This window comes from Streptococcus sp. ACS2 (assembly GCF_000525585.1).
Lineage (GTDB): Bacteria > Bacillota > Bacilli > Lactobacillales > Streptococcaceae > Streptococcus.
The window spans coordinates 1-23,081 of the sequence record NZ_JALT01000006.1 but is presented as its reverse complement, the minus strand read 5'-3'; the positions used below and the strand labels follow the sequence as shown (position 1 = coordinate 23,081).

24 protein-coding genes and 3 pseudogenes are annotated in these 23,081 nt (G+C 40.1%); 25 read left to right on the top strand and 2 right to left on the bottom strand.

The genetic code is table 11. The features are described from left to right. A pseudogene (locus HMPREF1517_RS00265) lies at positions 1-202 on the bottom strand (ISL3 family transposase); the annotation flags it as partial. A gap of 225 nt (positions 203-427) precedes the next feature. Here HMPREF1517_RS00265 and HMPREF1517_RS00260 point away from each other — a divergent pair. From HMPREF1517_RS00260 to HMPREF1517_RS00145, 24 genes and pseudogenes are all read left to right on the top strand, one after another. After that, positions 428-1,597: pseudogene (locus HMPREF1517_RS00260) on the top strand (FtsW/RodA/SpoVE family cell cycle protein); the annotation flags it as partial. A gap of 377 nt (positions 1,598-1,974) precedes the next feature. Continuing rightward, entirely contained in the window at positions 1,975-3,213 is a 1,239-nt protein-coding gene (gene hflX / locus HMPREF1517_RS00255) for a GTPase HflX (RefSeq protein WP_037598873.1), read from the top strand. Continuing rightward, a complete protein-coding gene (locus HMPREF1517_RS00250) occupies positions 3,206-3,847 on the top strand; it encodes a cystathionine beta-lyase (RefSeq protein ID WP_037598872.1) in 642 nt (213 codons plus the stop codon). Before hflX ends, HMPREF1517_RS00250 begins: the two co-directional genes overlap by 8 nt. Before the next feature lie 31 nt (positions 3,848-3,878). After that, on the top strand, positions 3,879-4,808 hold the full coding sequence (gene rnz / locus HMPREF1517_RS00245; protein ID WP_002884122.1) for a ribonuclease Z: 930 nt from the start codon (positions 3,879-3,881) through the stop codon (positions 4,806-4,808). Further along, positions 4,808-5,575 (top strand): SDR family NAD(P)-dependent oxidoreductase, encoded by a 768-nt coding sequence (locus tag HMPREF1517_RS00240; protein ID WP_013990734.1) that lies wholly within the window; start codon positions 4,808-4,810, stop codon positions 5,573-5,575. Before rnz ends, HMPREF1517_RS00240 begins: the two co-directional genes overlap by 1 nt. Positions 5,576-5,586: 11 nt before the next feature. Then, positions 5,587-5,811 (top strand): annotated as a pseudogene (locus HMPREF1517_RS00235) (class I SAM-dependent methyltransferase); the annotation flags it as partial. Positions 5,812-5,845: 34 nt separating this feature from the next. Beyond that, positions 5,846-6,250 carry a GNAT family N-acetyltransferase gene (locus tag HMPREF1517_RS00230; RefSeq protein WP_037598871.1) on the top strand — a complete coding sequence of 135 codons (405 nt, stop codon included), beginning with the start codon at positions 5,846-5,848 and terminating at the stop codon, positions 6,248-6,250. Positions 6,251-6,561: 311 nt separating this feature from the next. Next, positions 6,562-8,763, top strand: coding sequence for a single-stranded-DNA-specific exonuclease RecJ (gene recJ / locus HMPREF1517_RS00225; protein ID WP_037598870.1), 2,202 nt, complete (start codon positions 6,562-6,564; stop codon positions 8,761-8,763). A 118-nt stretch (positions 8,764-8,881) separates the two neighbouring features. Next, positions 8,882-9,400: an adenine phosphoribosyltransferase gene (locus tag HMPREF1517_RS00220; RefSeq protein WP_002890753.1), complete on the top strand. Its 519-nt coding sequence runs from the start codon at positions 8,882-8,884 to the stop codon at positions 9,398-9,400. A gap of 172 nt (positions 9,401-9,572) precedes the next feature. Continuing rightward, on the top strand, positions 9,573-10,517 hold the full coding sequence (gene metA / locus HMPREF1517_RS00215; RefSeq protein WP_037598868.1) for a homoserine O-acetyltransferase MetA: 945 nt from the start codon (positions 9,573-9,575) through the stop codon (positions 10,515-10,517). 71 nt (positions 10,518-10,588) lie between these two features. Then, positions 10,589-11,287, top strand: coding sequence for a DnaD domain-containing protein (locus HMPREF1517_RS00210; protein WP_004182658.1), 699 nt, complete (start codon positions 10,589-10,591; stop codon positions 11,285-11,287). After that, positions 11,287-11,931 (top strand): endonuclease III, encoded by a 645-nt coding sequence (gene nth, locus HMPREF1517_RS00205; protein ID WP_013990728.1) that lies wholly within the window; start codon positions 11,287-11,289, stop codon positions 11,929-11,931. Before HMPREF1517_RS00210 ends, nth begins: the two co-directional genes overlap by 1 nt. Positions 11,932-12,058: 127 nt before the next feature. Beyond that, entirely contained in the window at positions 12,059-12,820 is a 762-nt protein-coding gene (locus HMPREF1517_RS00200) for a hypothetical protein (RefSeq protein ID WP_002890759.1), read from the top strand. Positions 12,821-13,006: 186 nt separating this feature from the next. Continuing rightward, positions 13,007-14,335, top strand: coding sequence for an exodeoxyribonuclease VII large subunit (xseA, locus tag HMPREF1517_RS00195; RefSeq protein WP_037598867.1), 1,329 nt, complete (start codon positions 13,007-13,009; stop codon positions 14,333-14,335). Continuing rightward, positions 14,325-14,540, top strand: a complete 216-nt coding sequence (locus HMPREF1517_RS00190) for an exodeoxyribonuclease VII small subunit (RefSeq protein ID WP_002884058.1) — start codon at positions 14,325-14,327, stop codon at positions 14,538-14,540. Before xseA ends, HMPREF1517_RS00190 begins: the two co-directional genes overlap by 11 nt. After that, complete coding sequence (locus tag HMPREF1517_RS00185) at positions 14,540-15,412, top strand: polyprenyl synthetase family protein (protein WP_037598866.1); 873 nt, start codon at positions 14,540-14,542, stop codon at positions 15,410-15,412. The genes HMPREF1517_RS00190 and HMPREF1517_RS00185 overlap by 1 nt, the downstream gene beginning before the upstream one ends. After that, positions 15,405-16,232, top strand: coding sequence for a TlyA family RNA methyltransferase (locus tag HMPREF1517_RS00180; RefSeq protein ID WP_002884054.1), 828 nt, complete (start codon positions 15,405-15,407; stop codon positions 16,230-16,232). The genes HMPREF1517_RS00185 and HMPREF1517_RS00180 overlap by 8 nt, the downstream gene beginning before the upstream one ends. Then, positions 16,219-16,665 (top strand): arginine repressor, encoded by a 447-nt coding sequence (locus HMPREF1517_RS00175; protein ID WP_002890762.1) that lies wholly within the window; start codon positions 16,219-16,221, stop codon positions 16,663-16,665. The genes HMPREF1517_RS00180 and HMPREF1517_RS00175 overlap by 14 nt, the downstream gene beginning before the upstream one ends. Positions 16,666-16,673: 8 nt before the next feature. Then, a complete protein-coding gene (recN, locus tag HMPREF1517_RS00170) occupies positions 16,674-18,344 on the top strand; it encodes a DNA repair protein RecN (protein ID WP_037598865.1) in 1,671 nt (556 codons plus the stop codon). Between the two features lie 69 nt (positions 18,345-18,413). Continuing rightward, the gene (locus tag HMPREF1517_RS00165; protein WP_037598863.1) at positions 18,414-19,256 is read left to right on the top strand and encodes a DegV family protein; all 843 of its coding nucleotides are present in this window, start codon (positions 18,414-18,416) and stop codon (positions 19,254-19,256) included. Continuing rightward, positions 19,249-20,124 (top strand): SGNH/GDSL hydrolase family protein, encoded by an 876-nt coding sequence (locus tag HMPREF1517_RS00160; RefSeq protein WP_037598860.1) that lies wholly within the window; start codon positions 19,249-19,251, stop codon positions 20,122-20,124. Before HMPREF1517_RS00165 ends, HMPREF1517_RS00160 begins: the two co-directional genes overlap by 8 nt. After that, complete coding sequence (locus HMPREF1517_RS00155; RefSeq protein WP_037598856.1) at positions 20,117-20,689, top strand: YpmS family protein; 573 nt, start codon at positions 20,117-20,119, stop codon at positions 20,687-20,689. The genes HMPREF1517_RS00160 and HMPREF1517_RS00155 overlap by 8 nt, the downstream gene beginning before the upstream one ends. A gap of 136 nt (positions 20,690-20,825) precedes the next feature. Further along, on the top strand, positions 20,826-21,101 hold the full coding sequence (locus HMPREF1517_RS00150; RefSeq protein WP_002884048.1) for an HU family DNA-binding protein: 276 nt from the start codon (positions 20,826-20,828) through the stop codon (positions 21,099-21,101). 59 nt (positions 21,102-21,160) lie between these two features. Next, on the top strand, positions 21,161-21,361 hold the full coding sequence (locus tag HMPREF1517_RS00145) for a hypothetical protein (protein ID WP_002890779.1): 201 nt from the start codon (positions 21,161-21,163) through the stop codon (positions 21,359-21,361). 62 nt (positions 21,362-21,423) lie between these two features. Here HMPREF1517_RS00145 and HMPREF1517_RS00140 read toward each other — a convergent pair whose 3' ends face one another. Beyond that, on the bottom strand, positions 21,424-22,359 hold the full coding sequence (locus tag HMPREF1517_RS00140; RefSeq protein ID WP_037597706.1) for a dihydroorotate oxidase: 936 nt from the start codon (positions 22,357-22,359) through the stop codon (positions 21,424-21,426). Between the two features lie 255 nt (positions 22,360-22,614). Here HMPREF1517_RS00140 and HMPREF1517_RS00135 point away from each other — a divergent pair. After that, positions 22,615-23,081 (top strand): 2,3-bisphosphoglycerate-dependent phosphoglycerate mutase (locus tag HMPREF1517_RS00135; RefSeq protein WP_037598854.1); only part of this gene is annotated, 467 nt, incomplete at its 3' end.

Sequence of the window (23,081 nt, the reverse complement as noted above, 5' to 3'; positions counted from 1 at the left end):
CCGCTTGCTCGAGAAGAGGGATTTTAGAAGGCTTTTGAAAGTCGTACTTGATCATCTTTCCATGGCAATGAAGGCATGGTGGTGCAGAATAATCAAGTTTTGCATGAATCTCGATATGAGTATTAGTTTCCAAAACAAGAGAAATAATGATGTTAGGGTCTTTAATTCCAATTAATTCTGTGGTATTCTTAATAAGTCTCATGAGTTCTTCCTAATGATGGTTTGGTCGCTTTTCATTATAGTTCTTATGGGACTTTTTGTGTACATTGAAAAAGCTCCATAATCTCTACAGTGGTTTTACCCACTACAGAAATTATAGAGCCCTTTTTTCGTTAAAAAAATTGTCTCTTTTTTATACATTCAGGTCATTTGTCTGGGCAAAAAAGTGGTATAATAACTCTTGCTAAATCTTTATTTTGGAGTAAACATGGCTAAGTCAAAAAATACTATTGAAAGTCGGATAGATTACTCGATTCTCTTGCCAGTCCTTATATTGCTACTGGTTGGTTTGGTTTCGATATTTATAGCGACAAATTTTGATTACCCAAAGAATCTTGTGCAAGTCATGTCCCAGCAAGTACTATGGATTTTTCTAGGTTCAGTACTTGCTTTTGTTGTCATGTTATTTAATACAGAGTTTCTTTGGAAGATAACCCCCTGGCTCTATATTTTTGGTCTGGGACTTATGGTTTTACCCCTTGTTTTTTATTCGCCTGCTTTGGTGGCCTCGACAGGGGCAAAAAACTGGGTCAGTATTGGATCGGTCACCCTTTTCCAACCATCAGAATTTATGAAGATATCCTACATCCTTTTCCTTTCCAGAATTGGTGTTTGGGCCAAGCAAGGAAAGGAAGTGACTGACCTAAAAGATGACTGGTTGCTACTTTTCCAATATGTAGCTGTTACGCTTCCTGTCTTGGGGTTATTAGTTCTTCAAGGAGATATGGGGACCGCCTTGGTCTTTCTGGCTATTTTAGCTGGTATTATAGTGGTTTCAGGGATATCCTGGCGTATTATCCTACCAGTTGTTTTAGCCTTTGCTGCAGGTTTAGCCTTGTTTGTGATGGTATTTACCACAGATTGGGGTAAGGAAGCCATGCTCAAGATGGGAGTGCAAACCTACCAGATTAACCGTATCTCAGCTTGGTTGGATCCCTTCACTTATGCAGATGGTATCGCCTTTCAACAGACACAAGGGATGATTTCGATTGGTACTGGAGGAATCTATGGTAAAGGCTTTAATCATCTGGAGTTGAACGTACCGGTTCGTGAGAGTGACATGATTTTCACAGTCATTGCGGAAGATTTTGGTTTGGTAGGTGGTGGATTGGTTCTTTTAACCTATCTCTTCCTCATTTACCGCATGTTGCGAGTGACGTTTAAGTCTAACAATCGTTTCTATACCTTTATTTCGACAGGCTTTATCATGATGATTGTCTTCCATATTTTTGAAAATATTGGGGCAGCAGTGGGAATTCTTCCTTTGACAGGTATTCCTTTGCCCTTTATTTCTCAAGGGGGGTCATCACTCATCTCTAACTTGATTGGTGTTGGTTTGGTGCTTTCAATGGCTTATCAAACCAACCTCAACGAGGAAAATAAAATTCTCCTGGCTATGTCTCGTCGTATGCGTACGTCTGGAACTAGTCAAGTGAAACCTGTTTCTAAGAGCAAGTCTAAGAAAAATAAGCCTTCGAAGAGTGTTACTAAGGCCTCTCAAGAATTGGTCAAGGCTAAAGATAAGGTTGATAAGGCCACTGAGAAAATGCGTCAAACCATTTCTCAAAATACGCCAAGCATTCATCAAGGCAAGCGTCGTAAGGGTTCGAAAAAGAAACCGACACGTAAACATTAAGAGAAAACAAGTTGGTTAATCCAACTTGTTTTTCTTTGAAAAAAATTAAGGTCTGTGACCTTTTCTTTGCCCCTGCCTGTGGTATAATAAAAGTTGACTATTTTGAAAAGGGGTTTGCTATGATAGAGACAGCCAAACAGCAAGAACGTGCTATTTTAGTAGGTGTTGAATTGCAAGAAACAGAGCATTTTGACATGTCAATGGAGGAACTTGCCAGTCTTGCCAAAACTGCAGGAGCAGAGGTTGTAGCTAGCTATACCCAAAAACGTGAACGCTATGATAGTAAGTCTTTCGTAGGTTCAGGAAAATTAGAAGAAATCAAGGCCATGGTGGATGCGGATGAGATTACTACGGTCATTGTCAATAACCGTTTAACACCTCGTCAAAATACCAATCTTGAAGCAGCATTTGGCGTAAAAGTTATTGATCGTATGCAATTAATTTTGGATATCTTTGCCATGAGAGCTAGAAGCCATGAAGGGAAACTTCAGGTTCACCTAGCTCAACTAAAATACATGTTGCCCCGTTTAGCTGGTCAAGGGATTATGCTCAGCCGTCAAGCAGGGGGCATTGGTAGCCGTGGACCTGGTGAAAGTCAGTTGGAGCTTAATCGTCGTTCGATTCGTAACCAGATTGCTGATATTGAACGCCAGTTAAAGGTTGTTGAGAAGAACCGAGAAACCATTCGCGAAAAGCGTGTTGATTCAAGTGCCTTTAAAATTGGTTTGATTGGTTATACCAATGCTGGGAAATCAACAATCATGAACCTTATGACGGATGATAAGCAATATGAGGCTAATGAACTTTTCGCGACCTTGGATGCAACGACTAAGAAAATTTACTTAAAGGATCAGTTTCAAGTGACCTTGACAGATACGGTTGGTTTTATCCAGGACTTGCCAACAGAATTGGTTGCTGCCTTTAAGTCAACACTTGAAGAAAGTCGTAATGTGGATCTTCTTTTGCATGTTATTGATGCGAGTGATCCTAATCACGAAGAGCATGAAAAGGTGGTCTTAGACATTCTCAAAGACTTAGACATGACTGATATTCCTCGCCTAGCAATTTACAATAAGATGGATGTAGCTGATAACCTAGTAGCAACAGTCTTTCCAAATGTTCGTCTCTCAGCACGTGACAAGGGAAGTCGTGAGGCACTCAGAAGACTCTTGATTGATGAAATTCAACAGATTTTTGAACCCTTTAGTATTAAGGTCCATCAGGATCAAGCTTATAAACTTTATCAGTTGAGTCAATTAGCCTTGCTAGATAGCTACACTTTTGAGACAGAAGTGGAAGAAATTACAGGTTATATTTCACCGAAAAATAAATGGAAATTGGAAGAATTTTATGACTGATTATATGGATTTAGCTTTAAAATATGGTGGTTTTACAAGTTTAGATAAGGTCTATTTGGAAAATACCTTGTCAGACCTTTCGGACAGTCAAAAATTGGCTTTCATTACGCCACCACCAAGCGTGATTAATGCTTATTTTGCAGAGATTTACCAAAAACAATCTCCTGAAGCAGCGACGGATTACTATTTGGACCTTTCAAAGGAGTTGAACCTCTTTAACCCTGAACCATCTTTTGATGAGCACAAGCCTTTTATTCGTCTCAATCTGTCAGGAAAATCTTATGGATTTTGCTATGAAAATGCTGATGAGGTGGCCTTAGTCTTTGCCGAGCATTTAGAGGTTCCAACGGCTAGTATTTTGTTTGAGCTTGCTCAAGTTTTTCCGCAGTATAAGGTTTATCTTGAAGGCACTCAAATTAAGATGGCCAAGGTTGATTTTGACGAAGAAGTATTGGAAGAGTTAACACCTGAGACACAGTTACTTAGTCGTGTAACTAAGTTGAAGGGGAATGTCATTAAGTTGGCTAGCTTCAATCAAGATGAATTAGTGGAACTTTTGTCTCAATATAAAGGGCAAACCGTTTATTACGGATTTGCTCAGCGTGAATGCCTGGCTTATATTGTCCAGAAATAAGAAGAACGATAGATAGAAAGTATAGGAAGTCATGGAATTACAATTTTTAGGGACGGGTGCCGGGCAGCCCTCCAAGGCCCGTAACGTGTCGAGTCTGGTTCTGAAGTTACTCGATGAAATCAATGAGGTCTGGATGTTTGACTGTGGAGAAGGTACCCAACGTCAGATTTTAGAAACAACAATCAAACCTCGTAAAGTTAAAAAAATCTTTATCACACATATGCATGGAGACCATATCTTTGGCCTACCTGGTTTCTTGGCTAGCCGTTCTTTCCAATCGAGTGAAGAACAAACAGATTTAGAGGTTTATGGTCCAGTCGGCATTAAACAATATGTTATGACTAGTCTTCGTACCTCTGGAACACGCCTCCCTTACCATGTGCATTTTAAGGAAATTGATGAGCATAAGCTTGGCTTGGTTATGGAAAATGACAAGTTCGCTGTTTATGCAGATAAGTTGGATCATACCATTTTTTGTATTGGTTACCGTGTGGTTCAAAAGGATCTTGAAGGAACCTTGGATGCTGAGGCCCTTAAAGCAGCAGGTGTACCATTTGGTCCGCTTTTTGGTCAAATTAAGAATGGGCAAGATGTGGTCCTTGAAGATGGAACAAAAATCATTGCCAAGGACTTTATTTCCGCACCTAAGAAAGGTAAGGTTATCACTATCTTAGGTGACACTCGTAAGACGAATGCCAGTGTTCGTCTTGGCTTGGGAGCAGATGTCTTGGTGCACGAGTCTACTTATGGTAAAGGTGACGAAAAAATTGCCAAGAGCCATGGGCATTCAACCAACATGCAAGCAGCACAGGTCGCTAAAGATGCGTCAGCTAAACGTCTTCTTCTAAATCACGTATCAGCACGTTTCTTAGGGCGTGATATCGGTAAGATGGCAGCAGATGCTAAAACAATTTTCGAAAACACCCACATCGTTCGTGACCTAGAAGAGGTAGAGATTTAATGGCTAAACAACGTATTATCGCTATTACTGGTGCCTCAGGAGGGCTTGCACAAGAAATTGTCAAGCAGCTCTCACCCAGTGATGGCATTATCCTCTTAGGAAGAGACAAGGATAAACTTGAGAAATGTTATCGCCATGTGGAAAATAAAACTTGCCTTGCCATTGACCTAAGAGACGACAAGGCCATTAAAGAGATGGTCGATTATCTCTATCAACGATTTGGACGTATTGATGTCTTTATCAATAATGCTGGTTACGGTGAATTCAAGTCTTATAATAACTACACTAGCCAAGAAGTCCGTGACATGTTTGACATCAATACCTTTGCAACGTTGACCTTTTCACGTCTGATGGCTGAGACAATGGTGAAACAGGGCAATGGGCATATCGTTAATATTGCTAGTATGGCGGGAAAAATTGCGACAGCCAATTCAAGTGTTTATGCAGCGACAAAGTTTGCGGTAATTGGTTTTTCAGATGCCCTGCGTCTAGAGCTGGCTGATAAAGGAGTCTATGTGACAACGGTCAATCCTGGTCCAATTGAGACAGGTTTCTTTGATCAAGCTGATCCCTCTGGAGACTATCTTGAGAGTGTTAAAAAGTTTGTCCTCAGTCCTAAATACGTGGCTAAAAAGATTGTCCGTATTCTGGGCAAAAATAAACGTGAAGTTAATCTACCACGACTCTTATCAGTTGCCCACAAAGGCTACACACTATTTCCACGAATCTCGGACAAACTAGCTACCAATGTGTTTAACTACAAATAAGGGGATGCCAGATGGCGGCTAATATTCAAGCCTATTTAGAAAATCTCCAGCAACCCTGGGGGCAAATCTATTATGATATCCTTTTTGAGCAATTAAAGGACATCAAGGGAAAGCGAGTGCTTGATTTTGGCAGTGGCTTTGGCCTTGTGTCCAACCACCTAGCGTAAGAAAATAGAGTCCTAGCTGTGGAACCCAATGAGGAAATGGTAGGTTTACGGGCTCAGGACAACCCCTATTAGCAACTAGTCGGAAGTTTGGAGAGGAGTTAAGATGTTAAATTATAAAAAAGAGATTCCAGCGATGACAGACCTACTCGCACTGTACAGTTCAGTCGGTTGGACCAATTATACCAACAACCCAGCTATGCTAGAAGAAGCTGTCAAAGCCAGTCTCTGGCAGTTGGCAGTCTATGATGAGGAAGAGTTAGTAGCCTACATTCGCTTGGTAGGAGATGGCCACTCTGTCATTTTTGTACAGGACCTCTTGGTGCGACCAGATCACCAACGCCAAGGCATCGGAACGAAACTCTTAGAAGAGGCTTTAGGGACTTTCCCCAATGTCTATCAAAAGCTCCTTGCAACTGATCGTAGCGAGAAAAATCTAGCCTTTTACCAATCTCTGGGCTTTGTCGAACTTTCAGAGCAAGCTTGTACAGGGATGATTTATAAATATTGATGTAAAGGATTTCCAAATAGGGAATCTTTTTCTTGCTTTTCCTTATGTTGCTTGAAAGTGATAGTAGAATTGAGTTATATAAAAGGAAGAGAAGAAAGGAATATCTGAGAAAACATAAGTCAAATAAGGAGCAATACTCAGTCTTTTATTTTGTCTAGAAAAGCAGGTCTTGATTGGAAATGTACCACAAGTCTAAGCAACTTACGATGTTTGACATTCTCTTTTTAGGAAACTTAGCTTTCTATCCACTATGATAAATTTTTTCATGTTATAATAGATAGACTAGATGACAGGGAGAAAATATAAGTAACATGATTACATCAACGTATGATTGGAAAATAAACACAAAAGAGCCAGATGCTGGCTTTTTTAAACTTGCCAAAGAACGTGGGTTGGCAGAAACAGCAGCCAAGATTGCCTATGAACGTGGCATTACGACAGAAGATACTCTTGAAGACTTTCTAAAGGCTGATTTATCACACCTTCATGATCCTTATCTTCTTCATGATATGGATAAGGCAGTGGCTAGAATTCGTCAGGCCATTGAAAATTATGAGCAAATCTTAGTCTATGGAGACTATGATGCGGATGGAATGACGTCAGCATCGATTGTCAAGGAAGCCCTTGAAATGATGGGGGCTGAAGCTAGAGTCTATTTGCCTAACCGGTTTACAGATGGTTATGGGCCAAACGAAAGTGTCTACAAGTACTTCATTGAACAGGAAGGCATTTCACTCATTGTTACAGTGGATAATGGAGTAGCGGGTAATGAGGCTATCGCTTATGCGCAAGAGCAAGGTGTGGACGTTATCGTTACAGACCATCACAGTATGCCGGCACAGCTTCCAGATGCCTATGCCATTGTCCATCCAGAGCATCCAGATACCGATTATCCTTTTAAGTATTTGGCAGGTTGTGGTGTAGCTTTCAAATTGGCAACTGCCCTCCTTGAAACTATTCCTACTGAGATGTTGGACTTGGTAGCCATTGGTACCATTGCCGATATGGTTAGCCTAACGGATGAAAATCGTATTATGGTCAAGGTCGGCCTGGAAATTCTAAAGACTACTGAGCGTATTGGACTGCAAGAGTTACTCCGTATTTCAGATGTAGACCCAACAACGATTTCTGAAGAAACGGTAGGATTTAAACTGGCCCCTCAACTCAATGCCTTGGGGCGCTTAGATGATCCAAATCCAGCCATTGAACTGCTGACCGGATTTGACGATGAAGAAGCCCAAGCCATTGCTCTGGAAATCAATGCTAAAAATGAAGAACGTAAGGAAGTTGTTCAAAACATCTTTGATGAAGCCATAACCATGGTAGACCCGGACAAACCTGTTCAGGTTCTGGCCAAGGAAGGCTGGCATCCTGGCGTTCTAGGTATTGTGGCGGGGCGTATCATGGAACAAATCAGTCAGACAGTAGTGGTTTTGAATATTGAAGATGGCTTGGCTAAGGGTTCCGCTCGTAGTTTGGAATCTATCAATATCTTCCATGCCCTTGATGACCACCGAGACATCTTTACTGCTTTTGGAGGACATGCTGGAGCGGCGGGGATGACCCTTCCTGAAGAAAATCTTGGACGACTATCAGAGATTTTGTGTCATTATGTCTACGATAATGACATTGATACGAGTGCCAAAAATACGTTAAATTTAGACGAGGAGCTCCAGCTCAGTGAGCTTAGCTTGGATACCATCAAGAGCCTTGAAAAATTAGCACCTTTTGGTATGGACAATAAAAAGCCAGTCTTTTGGCTACATGATATTACCGTTACTCAAGCTAGGACTATGGGACAAAACGGAGCCCATCTTAAGTTTAAGGTTAAGCAAGGCAAGGATAGCTTTGATGTTGTCGCTTTTAACAAAGGTAATCTTCTTCAAGAATTCCAACAAGCTCAGGGTTTGGAATTGGCAGTGACCTTGTCTGTTAATGTTTGGAATGGTCAGACAACGCTCCAGCTCATGCTAGAAGATGCGCGTGTGGATGGTGTTCAATTATTTGATTTTCGATCAAAAAACATGTCACTGCCTGAAGGTCTACCATCGGTAGAAGAAGCAGCAGACACAGAGCCTGCGGTTGTCCTCAACACCCTACCTGAATCAGCGACAGAATTAAAAGAGTGGTTTGAAGGTAAAGATTTTCAGGCTATCTATTTTAAAAATAGCATTAAGGAAGCCTATTATCTGACAGGTTATGGAACAAGAGAGCAATTTGCAAGGCTCTATAAAACCATTTATCAATTCCCAGAATTCGATGTCCGCTATAAACTGGATGAACTCAGTCATTACCTTAAAATCGACAAGATTCTCCTGATTAAGATGATTCAAATCTTTGATGAATTGGATTTTGTGACTATTGATAATGGTGTTATGACAGTCAATAAAGAAGCTGAAAAACGTGAGATTGAGGACAGTCAGATTTTCCAAGATCTGAAACGACTCGTTAAGTTCCAAGAACTTATGGCTTTGGGAACACCACAGGAAATTTATGACTGGCTTTATAAGTAGGGGAGTCTGAATCCAAAGGATTCGTCTCGAAATGAGGGTTAGCATTTTCTAAATCTGAAGATTCATGCTATAATGGTATGTAAATATTTTTTTGGCGAAAAGCCTATAGGAAGAACAAATGAAATTAGAAGATTATATTGCATCTATTGAAAACTACCCTAAAGAAGGGGTTACTTTCCGTGATATTAGTCCTTTGATGGCTGATGGAAATGCTTATAGCTATGCTATCCGTGAAATCGTTCAGTATGCGACTGATAAGAAGATTGACATGATTGTTGGTCCTGAAGCGCGTGGTTTCATCGTTGGTTGTCCAGTTGCTTTTGAACTTGGTATTGGCTTTGCTCCAGTTCGTAAACCTGGTAAATTGCCACGTGAAGTGATTTCAGCAGATTACGAAAAAGAGTATGGTGTCGATACACTTTGTATGCATGCTGATGCAATCAAACCAGGTCAACGTGTACTTATCGTTGATGACCTTTTGGCAACTGGTGGTACCGTTAAAGCTACAATTGAAATGATTGAGCGCCTAGGTGGAGTCGTTGCTGGCTGTGCCTTCTTGATTGAGCTTGATGGTCTTAATGGACGTAAAGCTATTGAAGGTTACGATACTAAAGTATTGATGAACTTCCCAGGATAAATCTATCTATGAATTAACAAAAGGCCTTAGGGCCTTTTTAACTCTTTTAAAACAAAGGTGGCCTCTAAATATAGTTTAAAGCTATAGCTAACTAGAGAAAATATATATTTGATAACAATACCTCCCCGGTTTATAATATGAAGATAGAATAAATAAGGATGGAGATATTGTTATGCCTATAAAACTTGATAATAAGTTACCAGCTCTTGATGTATTGCGTTCGGAAAATGTCTTCATCATGGATGAGAACAGAGCTAGTAGCCAGGATATTCGACCAATGGAGGTCTTAATCCTAAATCTTATGCCAACTAAAGAAGTGACAGAAACTCAGTTACTACGTCTTTTGGCTAATACGCCACTTCAAATTAACGTCGAGTTTCTTTATATGGCTAGTCATAAGTCAAAAAATACACATGCCGAACATATGGAAACTTTCTATAAGACTTTTGATGAAATTAAGCATAAGTATTATGATGGTCTCATTGTAACAGGTGCACCTGTTGAGCAAATGCCATTTGAGGAAGTGGATTATTGGCAAGAATTAACACAAGTTTTTGATTGGTCTAAAAAGCATGTTTATTCAACCCTTCATCTGTGTTGGGGAGCTCAAGCAGGTCTCTATTATAAGCATGGAGTCGACAAGGTTCCATTGTCAGAGAAATTATCTGGAATCTATAAACAAACTGTTGACATGCCTGAAAACTTCCTTATGAATGGCTTTGATGATAGCTTTGTGTCACCACACTCACGCTATACTGAGGTTACGCTCGAGTATATTAAAGACAAGACGGATTTAGACATTGTTGTGTCAGGACCAGAGGTTGGTTTATCCATTTTAGCAAGTAAGAATCTTCGTGAAGTATATAGTTTCGGTCATTTTGAATATGACCGTGATACTCTGGCAAGAGAATACCGAAGAGATTTGGATGCAGGGATTAATCCAGACGTACCAGCAAACTATTTTCCAGAGGATGATCCAAGTCAGGAGCCTAAACTTCGTTGGAATCTTGCGGCATCTGCTTTCTTTAGCAATTGGATTAACTATGCGGTATATCAAGAAACACCTTATCGTTTAGAAGAGTTGGAAGACGATTTTTCATTCTACGGTTATTTGTAGTAGACATTCTCAAAAGACTTATGTGAGCGCATAAAGACTTTTGGGGTGTCTAGCTACTCTGAAAGGTAAATATGAGTTTTTTTGAACAGTATCGATCAGGCAATCTGGTCCTTCCTAATGCTTTATTTTTCCACTTTAAGGATATTTTCCCATCTGCGGATGACTTTCTCGTTTGGCAGTTTCTCTATCTACAGACGACAACTCAGATTGGAGAAGTAGCTTCTAGTCAAATAGCGCAAGCAACTGGAAAGACACCAACTGAGGTTAATAAAAGTATTACGACATTGACTGAGGCTGGACTCCTTGACTTCACGACTATTAAGGTTAATAATGAAATTGAGATGGTTGTAGATGCTTCACCTGCCTTGGCAGTTTTGGATAAGTTAGTGAGCAATGAAAAGACAACGACCGGGCCTGTCGTTGGTCAGCCAACAAATACACAGCTCATCAAGCAATTAACAGATGAGTTAGAACAAGCTTTGGGAATCTTGAATCCTATGGTTATCGAAGATTTAAACAAGGAAATCCAAGAAGAACATACTGATCCTGAACTTATCCGTGAGGCTTTGAAAGAAGCAGTATTTAACCGCAAGACAAATTGGAATTACATCAAAGGGGTTTTGCGTAACTGGAAATTGAGTGGTATTACGACGAAAATTCAAGTTGAAGAGCGTCGTTTGGAGCATCAAGGTAAGAAGCACCATCACCAAGTTTCGGATGACTTCAAAACAGGTATGGATGCAGCCCGTCAATTATGGGGTGGCCAATAATGTTAGGAAGAAAACGTGTTAATGAGGCTCTAGCTCTCATGGGGGAGATGTTTCCCAATGCTCATGGAGAGCTGGAGTGGGAAACTCCTTTCCAACTATTAGTTGCTGTTATTTTATCGGCCCAGACAACTGATAAGGCTGTTAATAAGATTACACCAGGCTTGTGGGCGCGTTATCCAGAAATTGAGGATTTGGCTTCGGCTAATCTTGATGACGTTGAGATGTGTTTGCGAACGATTGGTCTATACAAAAATAAAGCAAAGAACATCATCAAGACTGCTAGAGCTGTTTTAATGAATTTTGATGGACAGGTTCCGAAAACGCGTAAGGAATTGGAAAGTCTACCTGGTGTGGGACGAAAAACGGCTAATGTGGTTTTAGCTGAGGTTTATGGCATTCCTTCGATTGCAGTAGATACGCACGTCTCACGTGTTTCCAAAAGGCTAAATATCGCCCCAGAGGATGCTAGTGTAGAGGAAATCGAAGCAGAATTGATGAAGAAAATCCCAAAGAAGGATTGGATTATCAGCCATCACCGTATGATTTTCTTTGGACGTTATCATTGCTTAGCTAAGAATCCGAAATGCCAGACATGTCCTCTTCAAAGTTATTGTAAGTATTATAAAGAAACAACCAAGAAATAAGCTGGAGAATGTGATTTTCTTCGGCTTTTTACAACTGTAAGAATTTGTTACAAACTAGTAACTTGACAAAAGTCTCAGGCTTTAAGAAAATAGAAGAAACGATTTAGAAGCAGGAGCGATTTAGTGAATGGCTGAATTCAGTAATGAAGAGTATCTGAGAGCCTTAGCTGATAATGGTGATAGAGAAGCAGCCAAAGAATATGAGCAAGCTTTGGATAATCGTATTTTTCAGTTGCAGATTTCATTGGCTCAAACGAGTGATCCACAGGGTCGTAGGGAAGTGCAAAAGCTCTTGGAACAAGAGGAAAAGAAAAAAAGGGACTACTTTCAAGAAAAAGAGGAAAAAGCTGTGAGCGAATTTAGACGTCGTAAAAATGAAACTACAAAGGGAAGAAAAGTTTCGAGTTTTGACAAACTCAAAGATCCTAAGAACATTAGATGGGTAATTGGAGTTGTTGCAGTACTTGCAGTGGTTATTCCTGTTGTTACCTTGATGTGGTATAGTAATAACCAAAAAGAGAGTGAAACAAATCCATGGAAAAACGGTCAGTTGGCAAAAAGTAAGGAAGCAGCTGCAGCATCATCTGATAATCAATCCTCTCAAGTTGATACCTCATCTTTGTCTGATCAACAGTTAGAAGACTGGGTTGTTTCTACCTATGCTAAAGAACAAGGTTCAACTGGAGAAAATTATAAAAATCTTGGTTGGAATGTTTATTCATGGACGGATGATGATGATAACCTAGTTTATGCTCAACTTTATGATGCCTATGGTAATGATGTTCTTCTTTTCCGTGTAGATAAGAAGGGACAACTCGAAGCCTATGGTGGTATTGACGGTTCAAGCGATTCTTGGGACGTTGTTTCAAAAACTTATACAACTGATTAATGAAACTATATAAAACACCTGACTATGGTGGTTGAGGCTGTCTTTTGACAGTCTTTTTTGGTATAATTTAAGGTAATCGTGTATACAATTAAAAAGCCGACTGAGAAGATTTGGGGATGATAGTTCTGCAGAACTTTTTTAATGTCTTCAGGTTTTCAAGGATAGCTTAAATAAAGGAGAGTTGTCGTGTCAGACTATTTATCGGTCACATCCTTAACCAAATATTTGAAAATGAAATTTGACCGTGATCCTTATCTAGAGAGGGTATATTTGACGGGGCAGGTTTCAAATTTTCGTCGACGCCCGAGTCACCAATATTTTTCGCTAAAGGATGAAGGAGCTGTTATTCAGGCGACGATTTGGGCTGGAGTTTTCAAAAAGCTTGGTTTTGAACTCGAAGAAGGGATGAAGATCAATGTCGTTGGTCGGGTCCAGATTTATGAGCCTAGTGGTTCTTATTCCATTATTATCGAGAAGGCAGAGCCAGATGGTATTGGGGCTTTGGCCATCCAGTTTGAGCAGCTTCGTAAAAAATTGACTGCAGAAGGCTACTTTGATGATCGTCATAAGCAAGCGCTGCCTAATTTTGTCAAAAAAATTGGGGTTGTCACGAGTCCTAGTGGTGCGGTTATTCGAGATATTATTACGACCGTTAGTCGTCGTTTTCCTGGGGTAGAAATCTTACTTTTTCCTACCAAGGTTCAAGGTGAAGGAGCTGCACAGGAAATTGCTGAAAATATCCAAAAAGCCAATCAAAGGGATGACCTAGATTTACTTATCGTTGGTCGTGGTGGAGGTTCTATTGAAGACCTCTGGGCTTTTAACGAGGAAATTGTAGTTCAGTCGATTTTTGAGAGTCGTCTCCCTGTGATTTCAAGCGTTGGCCACGAAACAGATACGACTTTGGCTGACTTTGTTGCAGATCGTAGAGCTGCTACGCCTACCGCAGCGGCAGAACTTGCTACTCCGGTATCAAAGGCTGATACCTTGGTTTGGATTCGTGAAAGACAAAATAGAGCCTATCAAGCCTGTTTGAGACGTATACAATATAATCAGGAACGCTTGGCCAAATTGTCACAATCTGTTGTCTTTAGACAACCTGAACGCCTTTACGATGGTTATCTACAAAAGTTGGATCGACTAAAAACAAGGCTTGAAACCTTTATGAGTCAAGATTTCGCACGCAAACAAAAAGAAGCGGAACTTTTGAGACAACGATTACAAGGCTTAAATCTTCTAACTAGTGTTCAGAACTACCAAGACCGTCGAGAGTCTTTGCAACGTTTATTGGTGACTACAACTAGGAACACCATTAATGGTAACCGTGTGAGGTTAGAAAAGGCACAGGATGCCTTATTGTCTCTAGATACTAGCCGTATTGTTGCAAGGGGCTATGCCATTGTCAAAAAAGATGATAAACCTTTAACCAGTACCAAGAATATTACCGAAGGTGATCAATTAACCGTCCAAATGAGAGATGGAGAACTAGAAGTAGAGGTAAAAAATGTCAACTAAAAAAACATTTGAGGAAAATTTACAGGACTTAGAAGCCATTGTCACTAAGCTCGAAACAGGTGATGTTGCTCTTGAGGATGCTATTGCTGAGTTCCAAAAAGGTATGGCCTTGTCTAAGGATTTGCAGAAGACCTTGGAAGATGCTGAAAAAACACTAGTTAAGGTCATGCAAGCAGATGGTACAGAAACGGAAATGGATGCCTAATGAGCAAGCTAAATAAAATTGATGCGGCAATCCGTGATTACTACCAAAAAAAGAATCTTCCTGTATCAAGTGATTTAATCACTGCTATTCTTTATTCAGTTGATAGTGGCGGTAAGCGTATTCGTCCACTGATTTTCTTAGATTTGCTTGAAGGATTTGGTTTAGAGCTAACTCCTAGTCATTTCGATGTTGCAGCGAGTCTTGAAATGATTCATACTGGAAGTCTGATTCACGATGATCTTCCGGCTATGGATGATGATGATTACCGTCGAGGACGTTTAACCAACCATAAGAAATTTGATGAAGCAACGGCGATATTGGCTGGCGATTCTCTCTTTTTGGATCCCTTTGATCTCCTGGCCCAAACAGAGCTATCAGCAGAAATTCGAGTTCAATTGATTCAAGCATTGTCTCATTCCTCAGGCACCTTCGGTATGGTTGGTGGCCAGATGTTGGATATGAAGGGTGAAGGTCAGGAACTTGATTTATCGCAACTGTCTAAAATTCATGAGCATAAGACAGGTAAGCTTTTAACCTTTCCTTTTGTGGCGGCTGGTATTGTTGCTCAAAAAAATCTAGAGGTTTTGGAAAATCTGAAAGAAGCTGGTCGCCTGATTGGTCTTGCCTTTCAAGTCCGTGATGATATTTTGGATGTGACTGCTGATTTCGAAGAACTTGGAAAGACACCTGGAAAAGATGTAGTAGCGGGAAAATCAACCTATCCGGCTCTTCTTGGTCTGGAAAAATCACATGCTATCCTCGAAGAATCACTTAGTAAAGCTGAGGCTATTTTCCAAAATCTAGCTGAGACTCAAGGTTTCAAGAAAGACAGTATTATAGAAATCATAGAAAGGTTACGACTCCATGCCTAAGGAAAGAGTAGACGTCTTGGCTTATAAACAAGGCCTTTTTGAAACACGAGAACAAGCAAAACGTGGCGTAATGGCAGGTTTAGTTGTTAATGTTATCAATGGTGAGCGTTACGATAAACCTGGTGAAAAAATCGATGACGGGACTGAGTTAAAACTAAAAGGTGAGAAGCTTAAGTATGTGAGTCGTGGAGGACTCAAACTTGAAAAAGCTTTGGAAGTTTTCAATCTGTCAGTTGAAGGTATGACGACCATTGATATCGGAGCCTCAACAGGTGGGTTTACTGATGTTATGCTTCAAAATGGGGCCAAACTGGTTTATGCTGTTGATGTCGGTACCAATCAGTTGGTTTGGAAATTGCGTCAAGATGAGCGTGTTCGTTCCATGGAGCAATATAATTTTCGTTATGCTGAACCTGTCGATTTCACAGAAGGACTACCGTCTTTTGCATCAATCGATGTCAGCTTCATCTCTCTTAATCTGATTCTACCGGCTTTGGCTAAGATATTGGTTGATGGGGGGCAAGTTGTTGCTCTTGTGAAACCACAATTTGAGGCGGGCCGTGAACAAATTGGGAAAAACGGGATTGTCCGTGAGAGCAGTGTCCATGAAAAAGTGTTAGAAACAGTGACTGCTTTTGCGGTTGACTATGGCTTTTCAGTTAAGGGGCTGGACTTTTCACCTATCCAAGGTGGTCATGGTAACATTGAGTTTCTCGCACACTTGGAGAAGACAAATTCTCCTCAAAATGATGCTCAAACCTCTATTAAGGAAGTTGTAGCACAAGCACACAAGGAGTTTAAAAAGAATGAAGAAGAATGATCGTTTGGAGTTAATCCGAAAGATTGTCCAAGAAAATAAAATTACGACTCAAGGAGAATTGGTAAAATTACTCCAAAATGAGGGACTAAAGGCTACTCAAGCGACTGTATCGCGTGATATCAATGAAATTGGTATTACCAAAGTACCAACTGAAGACGGTTCTTACATCTATGGGCTCTCAACTGCTCCTAGACGAGTAGGTGGAACCTCTGTTGCGACTCGTCGCTTGTTGCGCGTTGATCGTCAACATGCTTTTATGAATATCGTTGTTCAACCTGGGACAAGTCGCCTCATCAAGAAGATTCTTTTAGATGAGTACAAGCATTTGATTTTTAGTGTTATTGCTGATGATGATACCCTCTTTTTAGTGGCTCAGTCAGAGTTAGCAGCTATTGAACTACAGGGGCAAATCATTAAGTGGGTTGAAGAATAGGAGGGCCTATGCTTCTCGAAATTACGATAAAGAATTTCGCAATTATTGAAGAGATTTCTCTAAACTTTGAGAATGGTATGACCGTCCTTACTGGTGAAACAGGTGCTGGTAAGTCCATTATTATAGATGCTATGAATCTTATGTTGGGTGCTAGGGCCTCTAGTGAGGTCGTCCGTCATTCAGCATCTAAGGCTGAAATTCAGGGCTTCTTTTCAATCGAACAAAATCCTGCCTTGGTTAGTATCTTGGAAGATAATGGAATTCCTGTTGAGGATGAATTGATTATCCGTCGTGAAATCTTCCAAAATGGTAGAAGTGTTAGTCGCATCAATGGTCAGATGGTCAATTTAACGACGCTTAAGGCTGTTGGGCACTTCTTGGTAGATATCCATGGACAACATGACCAGGAAGAGCTTATGAAACCTGCTCTGCATATTACCATGCTTGATGCCTTTGGTGACAAGGAATTTTTCCAGACTAAGAAAGAGTACCAGGAGTATTTTGACCGCTATCGTGAGTTAAGAAAATCCGTTCTTGAAAAGCAAAAAAATGAGCAGGAGCATAGGGCTCGAATTGAAATGCTAGCTTTTCAGATTGCAGAAATTGAAGCAGTCTCTCTAAAATCAGGAGAAGATTTGGCTTTGATGCAGGAGCGAGACAAGCTTCTTAATCATAAGCAGATTGCTGATACCTTAACAAATGCCTATGTCATGCTGGATAATGAAGATTTTTCAAGCCTTTCAAATGTTCGTTCTGCCATGAATGACCTCCAGTCTCTTGAAGAGTATGACTCTGATTACAAAGAACTCTCTGGAAATCTATCAGAAGCTTATTATGTTCTGGAAGATGTCATTAAGCAACTAGGTGATTTTTTGGATAATCTGGACTTTGATGCTGGGCGTTTACAAGAGATTGAACACCGCTTAGATACCATTAATGCCATTACTCGTAAATATGGTGGGACTGTCGATGACGTCTTGGATTATCTGGAAAATTCAAGTAAAGAATACAATCTTCTGACAGGAAACTCTAGCTCGTCAGATGCTATGGAACAAGAGCTTAAGCAACTTGAAAAGGACCTGCTTGCGTCTGCGGAGACCCTACAAACAGCGCGCCATCAAATTGCTACGGCTCTTGAAGCTGAGATTAAGAACGAGTTATGCGACCTTTACATGGATAAGGCTGATTTTAAAGTTACCTTTACAAAAGGGAAATTTAACCGTGATGGCAATGAGCAGGTTGAGTTTTACATCTCAACCAATCCAGGTGAAGGCTTTAAACCGCTTGTTAAGGTTGCTTCAGGAGGAGAATTATCTCGACTCATGTTAGCGATTAAGTCAGCCTTTGCCCGCAAAGAAGACAAAACAAGTATCGTCTTTGATGAGGTTGATACTGGCGTTTCAGGTCGTGTTGCCCAAGCCATCGCTCAGAAAATTCATAAGATTGGGAGTCATGGTCAGGTTTTGGCTATCAGTCATCTTCCGCAAGTTATTGCAATTGCTGATTATCAGTTCTTTATTTCTAAGGAAAGCGATAATGAGACGACTGTCTCTCGTGTTCGTCTTTTGACACCTGAGGAAAGGGTGCAAGAAATCGCTAAGATGTTAGCAGGTGATAATGTGACAGAGGCTGCCTTGAGCCAAGCAAGAGCCTTGTTAAAGGTGGATGACTCTCTTTAGGAAAAGACTTGGGAAAAGCTTTCCAGTCATGCTATAATAGAATAAAAATTTGTGTTAAGCGAGAAAAATATGAGTAAAATCAGAATTGTAACCGATTCGTCAATTACGATTGAACCAGAATTGGTTGAAAAATATAATATCACTGTTGTTCCATTGTCGGTTATGGTGGACGGTGTCATCTATTCAGATAGTGATCTTCGAGAAGAAGGCCGTTTCTTGGATATGATGAAGCATAGTAAAGAGTTACCAAAGACAAGCCAACCACCAGTAGGTTTGTTTGCTGAGACATATGAAAAACTTGTCAAAGAAGGTGCAGAACAGATTGTGGCTATCCACATCATGCACACACTCTCTGGGACATGTGAAGCTTCACGTCAAGGCGCTAGCCTTTCAGGAGCAGATGTAACCGTCATCGATTCAGGCTTTACAGATCAGTGTCTAAAGTTTCAGGTTGTTGAAGCAGCTAAACTAGCCGAAGCAGGAGCTAGTCTTGATGAGATTGTAGCACGTGTGGAAGAAGTGAAAAGTAAATCTGAACTTCATATCGGTGTGTCTACCCTTGAGAATCTTGTCAAAGGCGGCCGTATTGGACGTGTAACAGGTCTACTATCTTCATTGCTCAATATCCGTGTCATTATGGAGTTGAAAGACTATCAGTTGAATACCATTGCGAAGGGTCGTGGTGCTAAGACGTTCACGAAATGGTTAGATTCTTATATTAATGGTATCAAGGATAAGGACCGCAAAGTGGCAGAGATTGGTATTTCTTATGCAGGGACACCAGATTTTGCACATGAAATGGCTGAAAAACTTGAGGTTTTGGGTGCTCCAATTTCAATCCTTGAGACTGGTTCCATCATTCAAACGCACACTGGTGAAGGCGCCTTTGCCGTAATGCTTCGTTATGAATAAGTGGAAAGAATCAGAATTAGTTAGAAGCCTCGTAGGCTTCTTCTTGCTTTTTCTCTTATTTGTCGGCCTCTTCATTTTTATCGTTCCTAGTACGCATCAGTCATCAAAAATTGCAGAAAAGATTAAATCTATTAAAAATGAAAATGTGACCTATGTTGCTATTGGTGATTCCCTTACTCAAGGGGTAGGTGATAGTAGTAATCAAGGAGGATTCGTTCCTGTGCTATCACAGGCATTAGAGTCAGATTTTGACTGGCAAGTGACTTCTCGTAACTACGGTATTGCGGGGAATACGAGTAATCAAATTCTCAAAAGAATGCAAGAAAAGAAGGATATTCAAAGAGATCTCAAAAAGGCTAAAGTGATGACTCTGACAGTTGGTGGTAATGATGTGATCCATGTCATTAAGGACAATATCACGAATCTTAATGTAGCTACCTTCACTAAGCCTGCTCAGGCCTATCAAAAGAGATTAAGACAGATTATTGAGCTAGCTCGCAAGGAAAATAAAACATTACCAATTTATATTGTTGGTATTTACAATCCTTTTTATCTTAATTTTCCAGAGATGACAGAAATGCAAACTATTGTAGATAATTGGAACCAGTCTACTGAAGAGGTGTGCAAAGAGTACGATAATGTGTATTTTGTTCCTGTAAATGATTTGCTTTATAAGGGAATTGATGGTAAGGGCGGTGTTACAAGTTCTGATGATACCTATCAGTCTAGTAAATCTTCTCAAGATAGCCTGAACGATGCTCTTTTTGAGGATGATCATTTTCATCCAAATAATACAGGTTATCAAATTATGTCAGATGCCATTTTGAAACGTATTAACCAAACAAAGAAGGAGTGGTCAGGTGAGTAAGATATGGAAATGGCTATTTTTAGGACTCTTGGCCTTAAATCTAGCCCTAGTAAGTGTTGTGACATATAGAATCATGACTCCAGTGGAGACGACAAGTTCTGTATCCCTACCCAAGGGAGCAACTAAAATTGGAAAATATAGTATGACTAAGGATGAGCTTGACGCTGCTCTTACAGGCTTTGCCCAGGATTATTCGACTGATAAGATGCGTTTCAAGGTCAAGGTTACCAATTCTAAAATTGTTTTTGAAAGTAGCTATAAGGTTTTAGGTCATCCTGTTCCTCTATATGTCTATTTTACGCCGGTTGTTAGTGAATCAGGAGCAATTGTACTGCATGTTTCTGAGCTTTCAGCTGGAACCTTGAAACTGCCTGTTTCGGATGTCCTTAAGATGATTAAACGTTCAACGAACCTTCCTGACTACATCGCAATCGATAGTAAGAAGGGAAAGGTTACCCTAAATATTCAGTCTATGAAGAATGAGAAGGGGATAACAGCACGTGCTCAAAGCCTAGATTTGGTTAATGACCGTATCGAATTTGACATCTATAAGACAATAAATTAAAAAGCCTTTACTTTTTGCAAAAAAGCGATTAAATTAGCGTTTATTACTTGACCTCATAGGCCTTTTAGGATAAGATAATACTTGTTCAAGCGCTAAAAAAACTATTCGCTTAGAAATAAATTGGAGGATTGTTACAATGGCTAACAAACAAGATTTGATCGCTAAAGTTGCAGAAGCAACTGAGCTTACTAAAAAAGATTCAGCAGCAGCTGTAGATGCAGTTTTCGCTTCTATCGAAGAATTCCTTGCTGCAGGTGAAAAAGTACAATTGATCGGTTTCGGTAACTTTGAAGTACGCGAACGCGCTGCTCGTCAAGGTCGTAACCCACAAACTGGTGAAGCTATCTCAATCGCAGCTTCTAAAGTTCCTGCATTTAAAGCTGGTAAAGCTCTTAAAGACGCAGTTAAATAATGTAAAAACCCCTAAGATTTTAGGGGTTTTGATTTATACGAAATAAGTTAAGGAAATCTATGAAAACCATAACAGTGGTATTGATTTTTCTTTTGGTTTTTACTGTTATTAAACTATCAGGTATTGTTGCTATTAGCAAACTGATGAAGCCAAGTGAAGAACAAATTGAAGAAGCGCGTCAGAAACGTCTTCAAGCTGAAAAAGAGGGCAAGGACCCTTTTGAAGACTGGGATGAACGCGATGATGATGGTCTTGTCTAATAAGAGAATCCTCGTCAAATAACAAAAAAAGTTTGGAAGATTTTCCAAACTTTTTTTATAGACTAGTCGATATAGTGAAGTTTTCCTCGGAAGTCTTCAAGAGTTTCGTAACCTTTTTCTTCCATGATTTCTTTAAGTTCTTTAGTAATACGGTCAAAAATAGCGACACCTTCTTTTTGAAGGGCAGTACCAACTTGTACCATACTTGCGCCACAAAGGATGTGTTCAAAAGCATCACGACCAGATTTTACACCACCAGTACCAATAATTTGGATTTCAGGTTTCAAACGTTGGTAGAAAGCATGAACGTTTGCCAAGGCAGTAGGTTTGATGTAGTCACCACCTATACCACCAAAACCATTCTTAGGTTTGATGACAACAGACTCATCTTCAATGTAAAGGCCATTACCAATTGAGTTCACACAGTTAACAAAGACAAGTGGGAATTGGTTGAAAACGGCAGCAGCTTGGTCAAAGTGCACAATATCAAAGTATGGTGGTAATTTCACACCAAGAGGTTTCGTAAAGTAAGAAAAGACTTCAGTTAGGATCTCGGTTGTTGTTTCAAAATCGTAAGCGATTTGAGGTTTCCCCGGAACGTTAGGACATGAAAGGTTGAGTTCAACCAGCCCTTCATAGTCACTTTCTTGAACTTTTTTAAGAATGGTGTGTGTTTCCTCAGGAGAAAGACCAACGAGAGAAAGAAAATGATTTTTTGTATTGGGTTGCTTTTGTAATTCAATGACATAGTCAAGGTAGTATTCGAAACCGTTATTTGGCAATCCCATTGAGTTGATTGACCCAAGAGGAACATTCACATAACGTGGTTCGGGATTACCGGGACGGGCCTCAAGTGTTCCTGTTTTTGTGACAAATGAACCTGCAGCTGAAGCATCAACCTCTGCCAATTCTTCCTTAGTCATACAATGAACACCAGCGGCATTCATAAGACAGTTATCAAACGTAAACTGACCAACTTTTGTAGCAGTAGAAACCATAAGATCCTCCTTAAAGATCACAAAGTAAAATGTTACTATTTCATCTCATTTTAGCATGAAAAGGGGCCTAAAACAAGGAAATATTGGACGGGCTAAAGCCTCTAAAACGAAATTCTGATATCGTCTCTTTTTGCCAAGACAAGAAGCAATAGAATTTTACAGAATTTTTTGGATTTTGCTAGCTTTTTCAAGGTTTTTTGGGTAGAATAGATAGAGTAAATGGGTTTAACCCAAAATAAAAAGGAGACATAACTAATGGTAAAATTGGTTTTCGCTCGCCACGGTGAGTCTGAATGGAACAAAGCTAACCTTTTCACAGGCTGGGCTGACGTAGATCTTTCTGAAAAAGGTACTCAACAAGCTATCGACGCTGGTAAATTGATCAAAGAAGCTGGTATCGAATTTGACCAAGCATACACTTCAGTATTGAAACGTGCGATCAAAACAACTAACTTGGCTCTTGAAGCATCTGACCAACTTTGGGTTCCAGTTGAAAAATCATGGCGCTTGAACGAACGTCACTACGGTGGTTTGACTGGTAAAAACAAAGCAGAAGCTGCTGAACAATTTGGTGATGAACAAGTTCACATCTGGCGTCGTTCATACGATGTATTGCCTCCAGCAATGGATCGTGATGATGAGCACTCAGCACACACTGACCGTCGTTACGCTTCACTTGATGACTCAGTAATTCCAGATGCTGAAAACTTGAAAGTTACTTT

Bases quoted from the DNA above. Each gene is read 5' to 3' on its own strand.
- HMPREF1517_RS00140 (WP_037597706.1), bottom strand. From the start codon at position 22,359: ATGGTTTCTACTGCTACAAAAGTTGGTCAGTTTACGTTTGATAACTGT.
- HMPREF1517_RS00230 (WP_037598871.1), top strand. From the start codon at position 5,846: ATGTTAAATTATAAAAAAGAGATTCCAGCGATGACAGACCTACTCGCA.
- HMPREF1517_RS00210 (WP_004182658.1), top strand. From the start codon at position 10,589: ATGAGTTTTTTTGAACAGTATCGATCAGGCAATCTGGTCCTTCCTAAT.
- HMPREF1517_RS00250 (WP_037598872.1), top strand. From the start codon at position 3,206: ATGACTGATTATATGGATTTAGCTTTAAAATATGGTGGTTTTACAAGT.
- HMPREF1517_RS00240 (WP_013990734.1), top strand. From the start codon at position 4,808: ATGGCTAAACAACGTATTATCGCTATTACTGGTGCCTCAGGAGGGCTT.
- HMPREF1517_RS00190 (WP_002884058.1), top strand. From the start codon at position 14,325: ATGTCAACTAAAAAAACATTTGAGGAAAATTTACAGGACTTAGAAGCC.
- metA (WP_037598868.1), top strand. From the start codon at position 9,573: ATGCCTATAAAACTTGATAATAAGTTACCAGCTCTTGATGTATTGCGT.
- HMPREF1517_RS00150 (WP_002884048.1), top strand. From the start codon at position 20,826: ATGGCTAACAAACAAGATTTGATCGCTAAAGTTGCAGAAGCAACTGAG.
- HMPREF1517_RS00165 (WP_037598863.1), top strand. From the start codon at position 18,414: ATGAGTAAAATCAGAATTGTAACCGATTCGTCAATTACGATTGAACCA.
- rnz (WP_002884122.1), top strand. From the start codon at position 3,879: ATGGAATTACAATTTTTAGGGACGGGTGCCGGGCAGCCCTCCAAGGCC.
- HMPREF1517_RS00160 (WP_037598860.1), top strand. From the start codon at position 19,249: ATGAATAAGTGGAAAGAATCAGAATTAGTTAGAAGCCTCGTAGGCTTC.
- recJ (WP_037598870.1), top strand. From the start codon at position 6,562: ATGATTACATCAACGTATGATTGGAAAATAAACACAAAAGAGCCAGAT.
- HMPREF1517_RS00185 (WP_037598866.1), top strand. From the start codon at position 14,540: ATGAGCAAGCTAAATAAAATTGATGCGGCAATCCGTGATTACTACCAA.
- nth (WP_013990728.1), top strand. From the start codon at position 11,287: ATGTTAGGAAGAAAACGTGTTAATGAGGCTCTAGCTCTCATGGGGGAG.
- recN (WP_037598865.1), top strand. From the start codon at position 16,674: ATGCTTCTCGAAATTACGATAAAGAATTTCGCAATTATTGAAGAGATT.
- HMPREF1517_RS00180 (WP_002884054.1), top strand. From the start codon at position 15,405: ATGCCTAAGGAAAGAGTAGACGTCTTGGCTTATAAACAAGGCCTTTTT.
- HMPREF1517_RS00175 (WP_002890762.1), top strand. From the start codon at position 16,219: ATGAAGAAGAATGATCGTTTGGAGTTAATCCGAAAGATTGTCCAAGAA.
- HMPREF1517_RS00220 (WP_002890753.1), top strand. From the start codon at position 8,882: ATGAAATTAGAAGATTATATTGCATCTATTGAAAACTACCCTAAAGAA.
- hflX (WP_037598873.1), top strand. From the start codon at position 1,975: ATGATAGAGACAGCCAAACAGCAAGAACGTGCTATTTTAGTAGGTGTT.
- HMPREF1517_RS00200 (WP_002890759.1), top strand. From the start codon at position 12,059: ATGGCTGAATTCAGTAATGAAGAGTATCTGAGAGCCTTAGCTGATAAT.
- HMPREF1517_RS00145 (WP_002890779.1), top strand. From the start codon at position 21,161: ATGAAAACCATAACAGTGGTATTGATTTTTCTTTTGGTTTTTACTGTT.